Below are 15,510 nucleotides of genomic sequence, written 5' to 3'. Positions count from 1 at the left end.
TCATTCATCAGGCCGTGTTTGCGGCCTGATTTTTCTTGCGTGCATTCATGTAATTCAAAGCGAAGATTCCGAGCACGATGATTAAGCCGATCGTGTCCGTCAAGGTTTCCGGGAAGATCGTCATCAATGCACCGGCGCCGAGCAGGATCCGCGTCACGACATTCATGCGCGTTTGGAAATAGCCTTCTGCTGCAGCACTGAGTGCGATGATTCCGATAATCGCCGTCACCGTGATCATGACGATCTCGAGTATTGGCGGCAAGGCGAATTCTGTCGCGTTGACGGCCACATCCGTCGTATCGATCATTAGCATCGCTGGATTGTAGACAAACAGATATGGAATGATAAACCCGGCGATGGCAAGCTTCAAAGCATTGAAGCCGGTTCGCATCGGATCCCCTCCGGACACCCCGGCACCCGCGAAGGCGGCCAGCGCGACAGGAGGCGTGATGTTCGCGAAAATCCCAAAGTAGAACACGAACAAATGCGCAACGAGAACCGGGATGCCGAATTCAGCAAGTGCCGGTGCTGTCATGGTCGCTGTGATGATATACGCCGGGATGGACGGCAAGCCCATGCCAAGTACGATGGAGGCGAGCATCGTCAGGAACAAAGTCCAGAACAGGGATCCTGCACCGAACGCCGTGATGGCAGAAGTCATGACCGTTCCGAAGCTTGTCAGGCTGACGACGCCGATGATGATTCCGACGACCGCACAGGCGATCATGACGGAAAGCGATTGGCGCGCGCCGTTTTCAAGCGCTTCGAGGATATCGCGTACGCCCATGCGCGTCGATTTTCGGAAAGCCGCGACGACGACTGTCAGGACGATTGTGTAGAAAGCGGCATAAGCAATCGGCATGCCGGTATAGAGCATGAACACAAGCCCCACAATCGGCAATAGCAGATGCCCTTTTTCTTTCAATACTTCTTTGGTGCGCGGCAAGTCAGCTTTCGGAATCCCGCGTAAGCTGTCTTTGCCGGCGCGGAAATGGACTTGCATGATGACGCCGAGGAAATACAGGACCGCTGGCAAGAGTGCGGCGAGCGCAATCGTGCCGTAGGCGATGCCTGTCGTTTCCGCCATGATGAAGGCACTGGCGCCCATGATCGGCGGCAAAATCTGTCCGCCGACCGAGGCGCTTGCCTCAACGGCGCCTGCAAAGTTTTTATTGTAGCCAATTTTTTTCATTAAGGGAATGGTGAATGCGCCGGTTCCGACGACGTTTGCAATCGCGGAGCCGTTGATGCTTCCCATAAATCCAGACGAGATGACCGCCACTTTTGCCGGTCCGCCCTGCTTGGATCCGGCAAGCGCCATCGCCAAATCATTGAACAATTGGCCCATCCCCGATTTCGCGAGGAACGCGCCAAATAGGATGAACAGGAAAATGAATTGCAAGGAGGCGGAAATCGCCGTCGAGTACAAACCTTCCGTCTTCAAATACAACTGGCCGAAAATATCGCCGAGATCAAACGGGCGCGTCATGAGCATATCCGGCATCCACAGATTGTGGCTGATGAACGGATAGACGAGGAACACGAGCGCGAGGATCGGCAGGATAATGCCAGTCACGCGGCGCGCAGCTTCGAGTACCAGGACGACAGTCGCGATGGCCATGATGATGTCGAGCGTATTCGGAATCCCGCCACGCGTCGTCATGATCGCTTCGTATTCATAGATCAAGTACCCCGCGGTCGCCAAACTGAATAAGAACAAAATCCAATCATAGAATGGGATGCGCGTCTTGTCCTGCTTTTTGAATGCCGGATAGACCAGGAACACAAGCCCCATCCCGACGGCTACGTGAATCGAGCGCGCCTGAAGTGCAGGCAGCGGATTGAATGTCACCCAAAGGTGATACAAGGAGTACGCGATAGCGATTGCCGCAATGGCAAAGACGATATTGCGATTGCGCAATTTGCGGACTTTGGCGTCCGTATCGTATTTCTCCAGCACTTCCTGGCTGACGTTTTTATCTTCTGTATGTGCCGAGACGCTCTCAACATCTAAATCCCGGTTGTCTTTGGTCATAATATCTTCCCTCCTACATAATTCCATAAATGAATATACTCGACCGAAATGCGGAATGTTTCATAATCATCGGTTAAAGCGTAAAGCGGGATTTCCCGGCCGCCTGCGCGTATTAAGGTGTGGGCATTTTCCGAAACGGTCAAATTCAGTTCTTCAAATTCCCGGTCGATTTGCATATGGACGAATCCGTCATCGGATGGCAAAATTGTGCCATCTGACGGCACCCCTGCGCCGAATGTCTTGAAATGGGTTTCCGTCAACAACAGCGTCTGCCCGTTGCGTTCGTAGTATTCGCGCCATTCTTCTTTTTCAACTGAATGAATCCACGACAATTCGAACGCCTCTTCCTTCAAATAAAACCGCTCGCCATCTGTTTCAAAGGCAATGACCGGCAGTTTTATTAGCAGGAAAAAAAGGAGCACCGCAATGAATGCTCCTCCCCACAAAAGCTTTTTATTGTTCACTATAGTAGCGTTCAGCGCCTGGGTGCAATGGCGCCACTAGCCCTTCTTGTGCTTCTTCAAGTGTGATGTCGGTTGCTGCCTGGTGGGAATTCCCGAGTGTTTCCAAGTTGTCGAAGAAAGTCTGCGTCAATTTATAAACATCGTCTTCGCTCATATCCGAACGGACGACCAAGGCGTTCATGATCGCTGCAGTCGGAACCGCTTCTTCATTTCCGTATGTGTCTGCAGGGATATCAAGCGCGACGAAATAACTTTGATCCTGGGCAATTTCCTCAACATCGGCAGGGTCAATCGACACCATACGGATATCCAGTGTTTCCGAAAGCTCCAGTAGCGATGCGTTCGGCAAGCCGCTCGTCAAAAATGCTGCGTCCAATTGGCCGGCACGCAAGCCGTCAGCCGCTTCTGCATAACCGAGGTAATCAACCTGGATGTCGTCGTATGTGATGCCGTGGCCTTCAAGAAGAGTGCGGGCATTGACTTCAACGCCGGAGTTTTGGTCACCGACTGCGATGCGTTTGCCGACCAGGTCATCGAAAGTTTCGATGCCGGATTCAGCGGTCGTTACGATCTGCACATAGTTCGGGTAAAGTGCTGCAATTTGGCTAATTTTATCAGTCGGCTCTGTGAAGCTTTCTTCGCCTTCAACCGCTTGGCTGACGACGTCGCTCATCGTAAATGCCATTTCAATTTTGTCTTCTTTCATTAAGTTAACGTTTTCAACGGACGCACCGGTCGTCTGTGTACGCGAGTTCACGCCGTACTCATTACTGTAAACATCGGCAAGTGTTGAACCGATGATGTTATAAGGGCCGGATGCACCGCCCGTTGCAATCGTCACGATATTCGATTCGAGGCCTTCGCCGCCGCCCTCGCCGCCGGATCCTGATTCTTCACCACCGCCGCATGCAGCAAGCGTCATAGCGCCAGCGACTACAGCCGTGAAAGCGCTTAATTTATATTTGTTCATATGTTCTCCTCCTAATAGCTTTTTCACTATTATAAAGGACAATTTCCTTAAATAAAAGGCAATATTGCATATTCTCAGTTTTTATAGATTTTTCCGAATACTTATTCACCTAAACTATCCCGTTATCAGGAAAATACTAAGAAATCCTGGCTTATATTGGATTTCTTAATAGTTTCACTGCATATCAAATGCTTCAGCCAGCAAACGCACAGTATCTATACGCGCTTGATGGCCGGCAATATTCGGGATGATGGTGATTTCATCAGCTCCGAACTGGCCGGCAACCGTTTCAATTTGCTGCTTGACTTGTTCAGCCGTGCCGACGAGCATGCGGCTCCGGTTGCGCTCGACGCGTTCTTGCTCGACTGCACTGAGCCGCCGCTTTTGAGCCGTTTCGACCGATGGATAATACGGCGGCTGGAAATCCGATTCGACGAACAACAGCCACAAATCGAATGCTTTGGCGAGCTGTTCGGCTTGTTCTTCCGTCTCGCCAACAATGGCGAAAACAGCAATGGCGACATACGGCTGCTCACGCAATCCGGACGGGATGAACGTCTCGCGGTAGCGGTCGATCGCATCGATTCCCGCTTTTTCAGGGCGGGCGAAATGAGCATAGGCATAAGCCATGCCCTGTTCCGCCGCGAGTTTCGCAGAGCCTTCACCTGTACCGAGCAGCCACAATTCAGGCGCTGTCTCCGTGATCGGTGTCGCTTTCAGTTTCTGGAATCGGTGGTCGCTATCCACATCGTCGGTGAAATATTTTTCCAGGTCGATGAGCTGCTGGGCATACGGAACGCGCTTGCCTTTCGATTCATTGAGTGCCTGGTTGACGAGCCGGAAGCTCGGGGAACGCCCGACGCCGAGATCGATCCGGTTCGGGTGCAGCGCTTCAAGCAGACGGAAATTCTCCGCCACTTTATAGGCGCTGTAATGCGGCAGCATGACGCCGCCCGAGCCGATACGGATGCGTTCGGTCAGTGTCGCGAGGTGCATCATGAGCATTTCCGGCGTACTGCCGGCAACTGAAAACACTTGATGGTGTTCCGCGACCCAATAGCGTTTATATCCCAATCGATCTGCCAATTTCGCCAATTCCGCAGTTGAGCGAAGCGCGGAAGCTGCCGTTTCGCCTTCATCAATCGGCGAGTAATCCAAAATATTCAAGACGGTCATACGTCCGCACCTCCTTTTAATCTCTATTCTTCATCATACCACTCGAGCCCATAGAAAAGATAAGGTCGAACTACGTGAGACATTATCTTTGCGAAGTAATGCGCAGCATTATTGAGCAAAAGGTTTTCCGGGCAGACACTTCTCCAAACCACTTAGCTTCATCATTGATCTTTTAATCTGATAACAGTATCTACTCTTACCATGAGTTTCGACAGTAATTACTTCTTTGAAACAATTAAAACGGACCAGGCTTCCCTGGTCCGTTTCCATTATTCTACATTGAAATAACGCGCATCCGGGTGGGCGAAGACGATCGCTGATACCGATGCTTCCGGGTCCATCATGAATTCTTCCGTCAAGTGGACGCCGATGTCTTCCGGTTTGATGAGGCCAAACAGTTTCGCCTGGTCTTCCAGATTCGGGCAGGCGGGGTAGCCGAACGAGAAGCGCTGGCCTTGGTATTTCGCCGCGAACCGGTCGCGCATTGAGAAGTCCGTTGCGTCCGGGAAGCCCCATTGGTCGCGGATTTCCTGATGCATGCGCTCTGCGAAACCTTCCGCTAGTTCCAAAGCGGTCGCTTGCAGCGCATGGCTTTCCAGGAAACGGCCCGCCTCTTTCAAGCGTGTCGCTTCATTGCGGACGCCGTGCCCTGCCGTCACTTGCATGAACGCCACGTAATCCATCTCGCCGCTCGCGGTCGATTTCAAATAATCGGCCAGACAAAGGAACGGCGCTTTAGCTTGGCGCGGGAACGTGAAGCGCTCGATTTCCCTCTTGGCGTCTTTCGGGTCGTAGATGATGACATCGTCTCCGTCCGATTGCGCCGGGAAGAATTGATACATTCCTGCAGGCTTCAGCAGCCCTGACTGGAGAAACTTCGTCGCGAGTTCGTGCAGTTCAACCGCCCGTGTATCGCCTTGCTGCAACAGTTTGTCGCTATAGCCGCGGAGCCCCAAGTGATGGCCAATCAATGTGCGCATATTGACGTACGGATACAAGTGCGCCACTGAATACTCTTTCGATACATGCCTGCGCAAATCGTTCGGCACGTAAACAGGCGCATCTTCGCGTACGGTCTTGACCGGCTTTTCCAAAATGGCGACGGCGCCTTTTTCTGCGCGCGCCGCATCTTGTGCTTGGCGCTTTTCCTGTTGGGCGCCGAGTTCTTCGAGCAAGACCGCTTTGCCGGCACCGCTTTGCAGACGGTTCGCGAGGTCCAGCCCTTGCATCGCGTCTTTGGCGTAAATGACCGGGCCGTTGTATTCGGCGGCGATTTTCGTTTCGGTAAAGCGTCGGGACAAAGCTGCGCCACCGACTAAAATCGGCACATCGATATCCGCTTCACGGAAATCCTGTGCTGTCAGCACCATCTGCTTGGCGGATTTCACAAGCAGCCCCGACAAGCCGACGATATCCGGCTGTTCTTTGCGAATCACTTCGATAAGAGCGGCTGGCGTCACTTTGATGCCGATATCGATCACTTTAAAGCCGTTGTTCGACAAGATGATGTCGACCAGGTTTTTGCCGATATCATGGACATCGCCTTTGACAGTCGCGAGAATGACCTTGCCTTTGCCGCTATCGTCCGCTTTCTTTTCCATAAAGCCTTCGAGATACGACACAGCAGCTTTCATAACGCCGGCTGATTGCAGCACTTCCGCGACGATCAGCTGGTTGTCGTTAAACAAGCGCCCGACTTCGGCCATGCCTTCCATGAGCGGGCCATTGATGATCTCGAGCGGATCTTCATACATCTCCCGCGCTTTTTCAAGATCAGGGATGAGCCCTTCTTTCGTGCCTTCTAAAATATAGTAAGCGAGGCGCTCCGGCACGGTATCCGGAATATCGTCCTCGGTTTTTTCCTTTTTCTTATCGCGGTAGAAATCCGTGAAGTCCGCCAAGTTCTTATCGGTCGTCTCGAACAATAGCTCTTCCGCCATCTTCACTTCTTCTTTCGGAATCGACGCAAAGCGCTCGAGCTTCTCGGTATTGACGATTGCGTAATCAAGCCCCGCTTGCGTGCAATGGTATAGATAAACGGCGTTCAATACTTCGCGGCCGACCGGCGGCAAGCCGAACGACACATTCGACACGCCGAGTATCGTCAACGCGCGCGGCAGCTTTGCCTTGATGAGGCGGATGCCTTCCACCGTTTCAACCGCCGAGCCGATGTATTGCTCGTCGCCTGTTCCGACCGGGAACACGAGCGGATCGAAAATGATGTCTTCCGGGGCGAGTCCCCATTTTTCCGTCAGCAATTGATACGAGCGTTCTGCAATTTCGAGTTTGCGCTCACGCGTGACCGCCATGCCGACTTCATCGATTGTGCCGACGACGACCGAAGCGCCGTATTTTTTCACTAGCGGCATGACTGCATCGAAACGTTCTTCTCCGTCTTCCAAATTGATCGAGTTGATGATCGCTTTGCCCTGGGAGAATTTCAGCGAAGCTTCGATGACGTCTTCGTCCGTAGAGTCGATGACGAGCGGCACTTTCACTTTTTTGACGACTTCCTGCATGAATGCCGCCATATCTTCAAGTTCTTCGCGGTCCGGGTTCGCCAGGCAAATATCGATGACGTGCGCCCCGTTCTTCACTTGGGCGCGGGCAATTTCCGCCGCTTCCTCGAATTTCCCTTCGATAATGAGCCGCTTGAATTTGCGCGAGCCGATGACATTCGTGCGTTCGCCGACAAACAGCGGGCGCATCGAATCGTCGTATTCAAGCACTTCAATGCCGGACACCGCATGGCCATGGCTCGTTTCATTGCGCTCGCGCGGAGCCAGCCCGTCGACCGCTTCACGCACCGCCGCAATATGTGCTGGTGTCGTGCCGCAACAGCCGCCGACGACATTGAGCCAGCCTTTTTCAGCAAAGCCGCGCAATTTTTTCGATAAGGATTCTGGCGTTTCGTGGTAATGCCCTTCCTCGTCCGGCAGACCGGCGTTCGGGTAGCAGCTGACATAGCCTGTCGACAGTTCAGACAGCGAACGCAAATGATCGGTCATGAATTCCGGCCCTGTCGCACAGTTCAAACCGACAGAAAGCGGCTTGATATGTTCGATCGACACGTAAAAGGCTTCAATCGTCTGTCCCGCAAGCGTTGTGCCCATCGGTTCGATCGTCCCTGAAATCATCACCGGCAATTCCACTCCGGTTTCTTCAAAGGCATCGCGTATCGCAATCGTCGCCGCTTTGACATTGAGCATATCCTGGCTCGTCTCCAGCAATAATAGATCCGCGCCGCCTTCGATCAAGGCTTTCGCCTGCACCTGGAAATCGGTTTTTAATTCGTCGAATGTAATGCCGCCCGTTACCGACAAAGTTTTCGTCGTCGGGCCGAGTGCACCCGCAACAAAGCGCGGCCATTCCGGCGTCGAATATTTCGCTTGGCTGATTTTGGCGATTTCGACCGCTTTTTATTGATTTCCGCTGCACGATGGCCGAGCCCGTATTCATCCAAAACGACTGGCGTGCCGCCGAATGTGTTCGTGCAGATGATGTCTGCGCCCGCTTCCAAATAAGCGTCGTGCACCCCTTCAAGCACATCGGGACGGATAATATTCAAGTATTCGTTGCAGCCGTCGTACTCCTCGCCGCCGAAATCTTCCGCGGATAGGTCCGCATTTTGGATCATCGTCCCCATTGCACCGTCGATGATAAGGATGCGTTTTTCGAGTTGCTGTTCAATTAGATGTTTAGGCATAGGCACGATCGCTCGCTTTCTTTAAATCTAGTTGTCGGATGTGGCGAATCAATTCCACCGTCATGTCGTAGCGTACAAATGGCGTGATCAAATAAATGCCGTTGAACAGTTCCGCTGCGGTATCGATCAATTCTTTCGCGATCTGGATGCCTTCCGCCGTCGCTTTTTCCTTGTCTTCGCCGCAAGCCCGCATGCGGTCAAGTGCCTCTTCCGACAATTTGATGCCCGGCACTTCGTTATGCAGGAAATCGGCGCTGCGTATGCTCGTCAGCGGCATGACCCCAAGGAAAATCGGCGTGTCCAAATGCTTTGTCGCCTCGTGGATCTCGATGATTTTCTCTTTCGTATAAACTGGTTGTGAAATGAAATAATCTGCCCCGGCTTCAATTTTCTTCTCGAGCCTTGCTACAGCCCGCTCCACGACGCGAACGTTCGGGTTGAACGCGGCGGCGACAGAGAAATTCGCTTTTTTCCGCAATGGTTTCCCGGAGAATGAAATGCCTTCGTTGAGTTTTTTGATGAGCTGGATCAATTCCATGCTCGATACATCATAGACGCTTGTCGCGCCCGGGAAATCGCCAACTTTTGTCGGATCGCCCGTGACGGCAAGTATGTCGTGGATGCCGAGTGCATTCAGTCCCATAATATGCGATTGCAGGCCGATCAGGTTGCGGTCTCTGCAGGTGATATGCGCTAGAGGTCTGACGTCTTGCTTACGCTTGATGATCGAGCCCATCGCCATATTGCTGATGCGCGGAGAGGCGAGTGAATTATCGGCCATCGTGATGGCGTCAATGCCTTCTGCATCCAATGCTTTTGAACCTTCGAGGAATTTATCGATATCCAAATGGCGCGGCGTATCGAGTTCGACGATGATCGTCCGTTCGGTTTTCGCTTTTTCGTGTAAAGGCTTGTCTTTCAAGGCTTCTGCTTCGCGGATGACGATCGGTTTTTTCTCTTCGACTTTCTTTTCGGTAATCGGCTGCAGATGGCCGATGCGTTTTTTCACCGCTTCGATATGCTTCGGCGTCGTGCCGCAGCAGCCGCCAATCAACCGGACGCCTTCTTCACGCAAAAGCAATGCCGCACGGCCGAAATAATCGGCTTCCGATTCATAGACGATGCGCCCGTCTTCGATATCCAAAAGCGAAGCGTTCGGGTAAGCCGACAAAAAGGCTTTTTCCGGAAGTTCGACGCCTTCGAACGCTTGGATCGTATGGTGCGGTCCAAGGCGGCAGTTGACGCCGACAATTTCCGCACCGAGCGCGTCGAGACGTTTCAATCCTTCGTTCAAGCTCATGCCGTTTTGCAAGATGCCGGGTTCGTGCATCGATAATTGCGCGATGAGCGGGGCGTCGGTCAGTTTCTTCAGATGGCTGACGGTCGCCGCCAGTTCCTCGAAATCGTAATAAGTTTCCAGCAATAAGCCGTCCGGATTGCCGGACAATAGATGCTGGGCTTGCTGGTCGACCATGGCGACGATCTCATCCAAAGTCGCATCGCTTTTGCGGATGCCTCGGATGCCGCCGATCGTGCCGACGACAAACTGTCCGCCGTCTTTTGCGGCTTTATTGGCGATGGCGATCGCTGCTTTATTGATCGCTTCGGTCTGTTCTTCGAGCCCGTAGCGCGCCAGTTTATGGGCGTTCGCCCCGTATGTGTTCGTTTGGATGATATCCGCCCCGGCTGCGATATAATCGCGGTGGATCTTCTCGATCACTTCCGGTCGCTGGATGTTCAATTCCTCGTTGCAGTATTCGATGCCGTAGGAGTACAACAGCGTTCCCATGGCGCCGTCCGCCGTCAGCATTCGTTTTTTCAGTTCATCTAATAACATGATTGGTCCTCCTCCGTCTATTTTGCCGTGCAGCTGCGGACGCATCGATATGAAACAAAAAAAGCCTTCCATGAAAAAGAAGGCTTTACGATATCGGACTCGTTCCTTTTCATCTGCCAGGCGCATGCCTGCTGGAATTAGCACCTGACCGCTAGCGGCTGGTTGCTGAAGCGTCATCGGGCCAGTCCCTCGACTTCTCTAGATAAGAATTCACTATGCAGTTTTTAGTATTCCCACATGATACCCCCTGTGGTGATTTGGGTCAAGGTGATTCATCAAAAAACAAAGAACTTTCTGTTACATTTCTGACTTGCTCACCAGGCATCCGGAACACGCGGATTGAATTTAGCGGCTTCGACGGTGAACTTATACCAAGTGAACGCTTGGCCGTCGATGATCCAAGTGATGTCGATGCGCCGTGGGATTTCGATGCCTTCGACTTCCTGCCATTCATGCACTTCCGCAATGCACGGCAAGCGCTTCGCATCTTCGCCAACATCTTTATAGCGCATCGCGCGCGCCCGCTTCATGCGCCCTTTTTCATCAAATTCAAAGGTCACATTGGCAGTCGACCCGTTATAAGTCATTTCCGCTTCCACAGAACGTTCGTTGCTGTTCAAAAACCGCACGTACGGGCTGAACACCAGTCCCGGCAGCCAGGCCATCTCCATTAAAAAGCGCTGCAAGGCCGATTCATCGAGCTTGCCGTCCGGAATCGCGCGGTTGATCGGCACAAGCCCCGCGAAGCGGATACGCATCCCCGCGCGGCCATTGCGGAAACTATCGGATCCGGTTACGAACAAGCCATCCACTTTCATACGCGCTTTCCAATAGAACGACGGCGGTTCGACAAAGCTGTATTGTTCGGCAGTCGATTCCGTCCATTCTTCCTGATCGGGTTTGGTCTTCATCCAGCCTACTTGCTTTACATAGACGCCCATCACCTGTTCACGGCCGACCGCGCCGATCGTCTCCAGCCACTTGGCGATCGGTTTCGGGAGATTTTCCGTTCTTGCCTCTTCCACTTCCCCGGCGTGCCGGACTTCCGGCCACGTCGGCTTGACGAGCCGCGTCATGTCTTTGTATTTTCGGTAAGCTCCGTATGCCCCAAGCGATGTCAATGCTAAAACCGGCCATCTGCGTTTCATGCCTCATACCCCTCTCCGATTTTGCTGCGCACTTTGTTCCTTGCTATTCTCTTTCGACACGGCATTTATTTTCCCTGCTGGGCGCGGCAATAGAAAACGCCTCCGGAAGAGTGTCCTTCCGGAGGCGTTCGGTATTCATCAGTTTAGATTTTCAAGAGCCGGTTCAAGATGTTCCTTCAATGCCGGCCCCATCGTTTGCGAATAAAGTGTCGTCAAATGATGCTTATCGCGGTAGACGAGCACATTGCCGATCACCGGCGGGCATGTATCATCCGTGCAGAAATACTCGGACATATCGGCGAACGTCACATTATCCGGAATGCCTTCCGTATTTTCCCACGGCACGACATCCGCTAATGCTTTATCGCGCTCGACCGAACAATTGTCGACGCTCAATTCATCGAGGCAAAGCGTCGGGTCGACTTTCATGCGCGGATTGTCGCGCACGGCGAAAATCTCCGCGATCCCTTCGAACTCTTTCCATTTATTGATATAGCCTTTTGGCACCGTATCGCCTGAATTCACCGTCGCTGTCGTGAAAATTAGGTCTGGTGGATCTGCCATTAGCCGTTCCTGCAGATTATCGTTCCAGGTCATGCACGCTTCGTCCAACTGGCCATCGAAATCACCGCTCGAGAAACGGCAGGCGTCTTTATTGTAGACATCGATACGCATGTTCATTTCTTCTGCGACCGCTTCAAGCGCCGGGAACCAATGCCCCGAATGCGAGCCGCCGACCAGCGCGACGACATGCTCTGGATTTTCCGTTACGCCGAACGAACATTCCTTGAGTTTCGAGCTGACACTGCCCGTCAAGAAGCAGTCTTTGTCGCTATAGAATGTCGGCAAATCTTCCTTCGCCGACAAAAAGTCCGGCTGCAGTTCCGCATCTTTTGCAGGCTGGACGTTTTCCAATACGGCGCGTGCGCCGGGGTTATCTTCTACCGTCGCCGTGCCGCCACTGCTCGCCTGGACGAAGACGCCCCATGAGACGCCGACCAAAACAGCGGGCATCATTAAAGCGACAAGCACTTTCGCCAAGCGTTTTTTCGAATGCTTGACCGGCATCTCGCGCACCGGCTTTTCCACGAGGCGGATCGTCATGATCGACAGCACAAGCGTGATCGCCAAAATACTAAAGCCGCCGAGCGCCGTGACTGTCTCTGTATTGAAATAAGCATAATAGAATACCAGCAGCGGCCAATGCCATAAATAAAAGCCATAGGAAATGCTGCCGAAATACTGAAACGGCTTCGAACCGAGCAATTTCTGCACGCCGAATGCCTGCCCGTTTTCACTGGCGATGATGACCAAGATCACCCCGCCGGTCGGCAGCAATGCCGCAAAGCCGGGGAATACGGTCGATACAGGAAGCACCATGCCGGTGAAGGCTATGATCGCAAGCCCTACCCAGCCCATGATGAGATGTGCGCGGTCCGAAAAGCGTAAATACGGAAGCATTAGCGCAAGCATCCCGCCGAGCGAGAATTCCCAAGCGCGTGCGAAGGTATCGAAATACGCCCACGGCTGATTGACCGCTGTGATATAAACCGAATAGCTGAGTGAAGCGAGGAAAATCACCGACAGCACGGCCAGCAAAGTTTTGCGCACCGGCGTCTTAAGGATTTTCGTCGCCAACAGGTAAACGAGCGTAATGACGATTGGCCAGGTCACATAAAACTGGCCCTGGATCGACAATGCCCAGAAATGCTGGAACGGGCTCGCCGTGTTGTTCTGTGCCAAATAATCGACGGCGCTATTGGCGAGCTGCCAGTTCTGGAAATAGAACATTGATGAAAACAATTCAGCGATCGTCTGGCGCCATGTGCTGAGCGGCAATAACACAATCGACAGCACTGCCGAGACGACCATTACCGTAAACGCCAGCGGAAACAGCCGTTTCGCGAGCCCCAGTAGATTTTCCGTGTAATTGATACGGCCATCGCGCACCATCCGTGACAAAAGAGACGTCGTGATCAAATATCCCGAGACGATGAAGAATACATCGACGCCTCCGGATACCGACCCGATCCAAATATGATAGACTGCCACCAAAAGCGCCGCAACCGCGCGGATTCCTTCCAACTCAGGCCGGAAGCGCTTTTCGGGCACCCGTAAATCTGCCATTTCGAGTACCTCGCCATTCTTTAATTTTGTGGGGAAGGAATAGCTGAATACAAAATACTTCTAGCTGTATAATTATTGTTAAAGTGTAAATTTTGAATAATTAAAATCCATTCCTTGCCATTTTCAGTGTACCCCACTCACCCGCAAGTCTCAACAGCTTATGCGATAGTCGAAATATTCTTTGCAACAAAAAAACCTTGCCATGTCCGGCAAGGCCCTTCATTAAAATAAGAAACTGAACATCAATCCGGTGTAAGTCGCTGCGATGAACCCGAGGCTGAAAATAAACGACAGCCATTCGGGCAGCTGCTTGCGATATCCCAGCCATTGCAAACCCAGGAATATCAGGCCGATTGCCATCATCAGGAATCCATCGATATTCGGCGTCCATACTGCGTGGACGGGAATATACTGCGGCCCAGCGAACCACTCGACAAACGGCGCGCCGCCTTCCATGCGGAACGTTTCATTGATATTATGCGGTGGAGCGAGCTTGCTCATGAATGCGGTGATCAATAACACCAATAGCAAGAGCCAGCTCTCCACTTTGAGCCAAGAACGGTTCGGGGCGTCGCTTCTGGATAAGACAGCATTGATGAACGCTGCGAGCAGGAGCGGCACGATACTCAAATGCTTCAGCAGCAAGAGCTGTCCGTAAGGCAAGATCCACGAACTTGCGTAATCTTCCGGCGCCACGAAAAACAGCATGAGCCAGATGCCGCTGCCGATCAAAATGATCATCATGGCCACGGAAAACGGCGTAAACCATTTGAGAAACGCGCGCCAATTGCGACCGTCGCGCAAAAACCAGGCGATGTGGATCAATACGCCTGCCCAGAGCACAAGCGCCAGAAAATGAAGCGCATGCCCGGCAAATCCTTGCCAGTCCGCAATTGACGCAGCGTGGCTGGCATATGCCACATTGAGCACGCTGAGCACGAGCCAAAACGCACGGAGCACCGAAGATCCGTCGCGCCAGACCACGACCAACCACGCCAGCGCCATCAAGACACCGAATACATAGCTTTGGCCAGCGCGAAATTCCGTCGTGACATCAACGACTGCCTGCATCAGGCCGAAGCTCTCCCCCAACAATAAAACGAGCTGAATAACAGGGGGTGCAAGCAAGAGCGGAATGAGCGCGAGCGCAATCAAGACAAGTTTTTTCGGGACTTCAATAAGCGGCTTATTTTCCGGCTTGATGAACCGCAAGACGGCATCGCCCGCAAGAAACGCCAACACCACATAAAGGAGGAAATCCGACAGCGCGATCAACCAGCTCATCGTTTTCTACGCATCAAGACAACGGCAGCGATCAACAGGATAATGGCGATTCCCGCAATGATCAAAGTCATGCTGGAGCCGCTGTTTTCTGCTGGGGCTTCCGGATCGTTCGCTGCTGCTTGTTCCATATCGGAAGCTTCAGTTTGTTCAGCTTCCTCGGCTTCGGCCTCATCGGCCTCCGGTTCAGCTGTTTCTGCCGCTTCTTCTGTCACTTCTTCTTCCTCACCTGCCTGCAACTCAAAAGCAAGAGAACCTTGTATCGGATGGCCGTCTTCGCTCAATACATCATATTCCACGACATAAGATCCGTCTGCGAGCTCCTCGGCCGGCGTACCGATCAATTGGTCGTCCATGACGGCCACTTCACTGAAATCGACAGCGGTCCCGTCCATTGTCATCGTCATTCCACTGCCTTCTTCAATGCCGGCACTGAAATCGAGCGCAACGGCTACTACCGGTTCGGTTACGAGCTCCCCTTCAGCCGGAGTCGAGGCTTCGAGCACAGAATGCGCTTGTGCTGAAATCGGAAACAACAGCAATGCGCTCAATAAAATCATCGTTTTCTTCATCGGAATAATTCCTTCTTTCTTATTAGGTCAAATCAATTTTTCATCAACTCTTTTCAGCCTATTTCATTTGAACGGAAGAAACAAGAGCGGCGCACTTGGATTTATGAAATTTTCCTGAAGATTGATGGGATAGGAAAAAGCCCCGAATGATTTCGGGGCTTTTCAAAGTGTTAAATAAGTTCATAATCCGCTAT

General features: G+C 52.5%; 9 protein-coding genes, 1 pseudogene and 1 riboswitch. All 10 genes and pseudogenes read right to left on the bottom strand.

The genetic code is table 11. From position 1 onward, the window contains the following. Window positions 1-7: 7 nt before the first annotated feature. Entirely contained in the window at window positions 8-2,035 is a 2,028-nt protein-coding gene (locus tag CW734_RS04145) for a TRAP transporter permease (RefSeq protein ID WP_101189544.1), read from the bottom strand. Further along, window positions 2,032-2,457 carry a DUF1850 domain-containing protein gene (locus CW734_RS04140; protein ID WP_232787149.1) on the bottom strand — a complete coding sequence of 142 codons (426 nt, stop codon included), beginning with the start codon at window positions 2,455-2,457 and terminating at the stop codon, window positions 2,032-2,034. The genes CW734_RS04145 and CW734_RS04140 overlap by 4 nt, the downstream gene beginning before the upstream one ends. 31 nt (window positions 2,458-2,488) lie before the next feature. Further along, window positions 2,489-3,469 carry a TAXI family TRAP transporter solute-binding subunit gene (locus CW734_RS04135; protein ID WP_101189543.1) on the bottom strand — a complete coding sequence of 327 codons (981 nt, stop codon included), beginning with the start codon at window positions 3,467-3,469 and terminating at the stop codon, window positions 2,489-2,491. Window positions 3,470-3,643: 174 nt separating this feature from the next. Then, entirely contained in the window at window positions 3,644-4,645 is a 1,002-nt protein-coding gene (locus CW734_RS04130; RefSeq protein WP_101189542.1) for an LLM class flavin-dependent oxidoreductase, read from the bottom strand. A 269-nt stretch (window positions 4,646-4,914) separates the two neighbouring features. Next, window positions 4,915-8,351, bottom strand: a pseudogene (gene metH, locus CW734_RS04125) (methionine synthase). After that, window positions 8,344-10,191: a bifunctional homocysteine S-methyltransferase/methylenetetrahydrofolate reductase gene (locus CW734_RS04120; RefSeq protein ID WP_101192129.1), complete on the bottom strand. Its 1,848-nt coding sequence runs from the start codon at window positions 10,189-10,191 to the stop codon at window positions 8,344-8,346. Before CW734_RS04120 ends, metH begins: the two are co-directional and overlap by 8 nt. Before the next feature lie 103 nt (window positions 10,192-10,294). Beyond that, window positions 10,295-10,397: riboswitch (SAM riboswitch) on the bottom strand. A 105-nt stretch (window positions 10,398-10,502) separates the two neighbouring features. Continuing rightward, entirely contained in the window at window positions 10,503-11,336 is an 834-nt protein-coding gene (locus CW734_RS04115) for a DUF6920 family protein (RefSeq protein ID WP_101189541.1), read from the bottom strand. A gap of 138 nt (window positions 11,337-11,474) precedes the next feature. After that, window positions 11,475-13,463: an acyltransferase family protein gene (locus CW734_RS04110; protein WP_101189540.1), complete on the bottom strand. Its 1,989-nt coding sequence runs from the start codon at window positions 13,461-13,463 to the stop codon at window positions 11,475-11,477. 222 nt (window positions 13,464-13,685) lie between these two features. Further along, entirely contained in the window at window positions 13,686-14,747 is a 1,062-nt protein-coding gene (locus CW734_RS04105; protein WP_101189539.1) for a copper resistance D family protein, read from the bottom strand. Next, a complete protein-coding gene (locus CW734_RS04100; protein ID WP_101189538.1) occupies window positions 14,744-15,316 on the bottom strand; it encodes a copper resistance CopC family protein in 573 nt (190 codons plus the stop codon). The genes CW734_RS04105 and CW734_RS04100 overlap by 4 nt, the downstream gene beginning before the upstream one ends. Between the last annotated feature and the right edge of the window lie 194 nt (window positions 15,317-15,510).

The organism is Planococcus sp. MB-3u-03, from assembly GCF_002833405.1.
In the GTDB taxonomy this organism is placed as follows: domain Bacteria; phylum Bacillota; class Bacilli; order Bacillales_A; family Planococcaceae; genus Planococcus.
Note: the sequence above shows the minus strand (reverse complement) of the source record. Positions and strands in the feature narration are given on the sequence as shown.

Excerpts from the sequence above, each read along its gene's own strand:
- CW734_RS04100 (WP_101189538.1), bottom strand. The coding sequence starts at position 15,316 with ATGAAGAAAACGATGATTTTATTGAGCGCATTGCTGTTGTTTCCGATT.
- CW734_RS04145 (WP_101189544.1), bottom strand. The coding sequence starts at position 2,035 with ATGACCAAAGACAACCGGGATTTAGATGTTGAGAGCGTCTCGGCACAT.
- CW734_RS04115 (WP_101189541.1), bottom strand. The coding sequence starts at position 11,336 with ATGAAACGCAGATGGCCGGTTTTAGCATTGACATCGCTTGGGGCATAC.
- CW734_RS04135 (WP_101189543.1), bottom strand. The coding sequence starts at position 3,469 with ATGAACAAATATAAATTAAGCGCTTTCACGGCTGTAGTCGCTGGCGCT.
- CW734_RS04130 (WP_101189542.1), bottom strand. The coding sequence starts at position 4,645 with ATGACCGTCTTGAATATTTTGGATTACTCGCCGATTGATGAAGGCGAA.
- CW734_RS04110 (WP_101189540.1), bottom strand. The coding sequence starts at position 13,463 with ATGGCAGATTTACGGGTGCCCGAAAAGCGCTTCCGGCCTGAGTTGGAA.
- CW734_RS04105 (WP_101189539.1), bottom strand. The coding sequence starts at position 14,747 with ATGAGCTGGTTGATCGCGCTGTCGGATTTCCTCCTTTATGTGGTGTTG.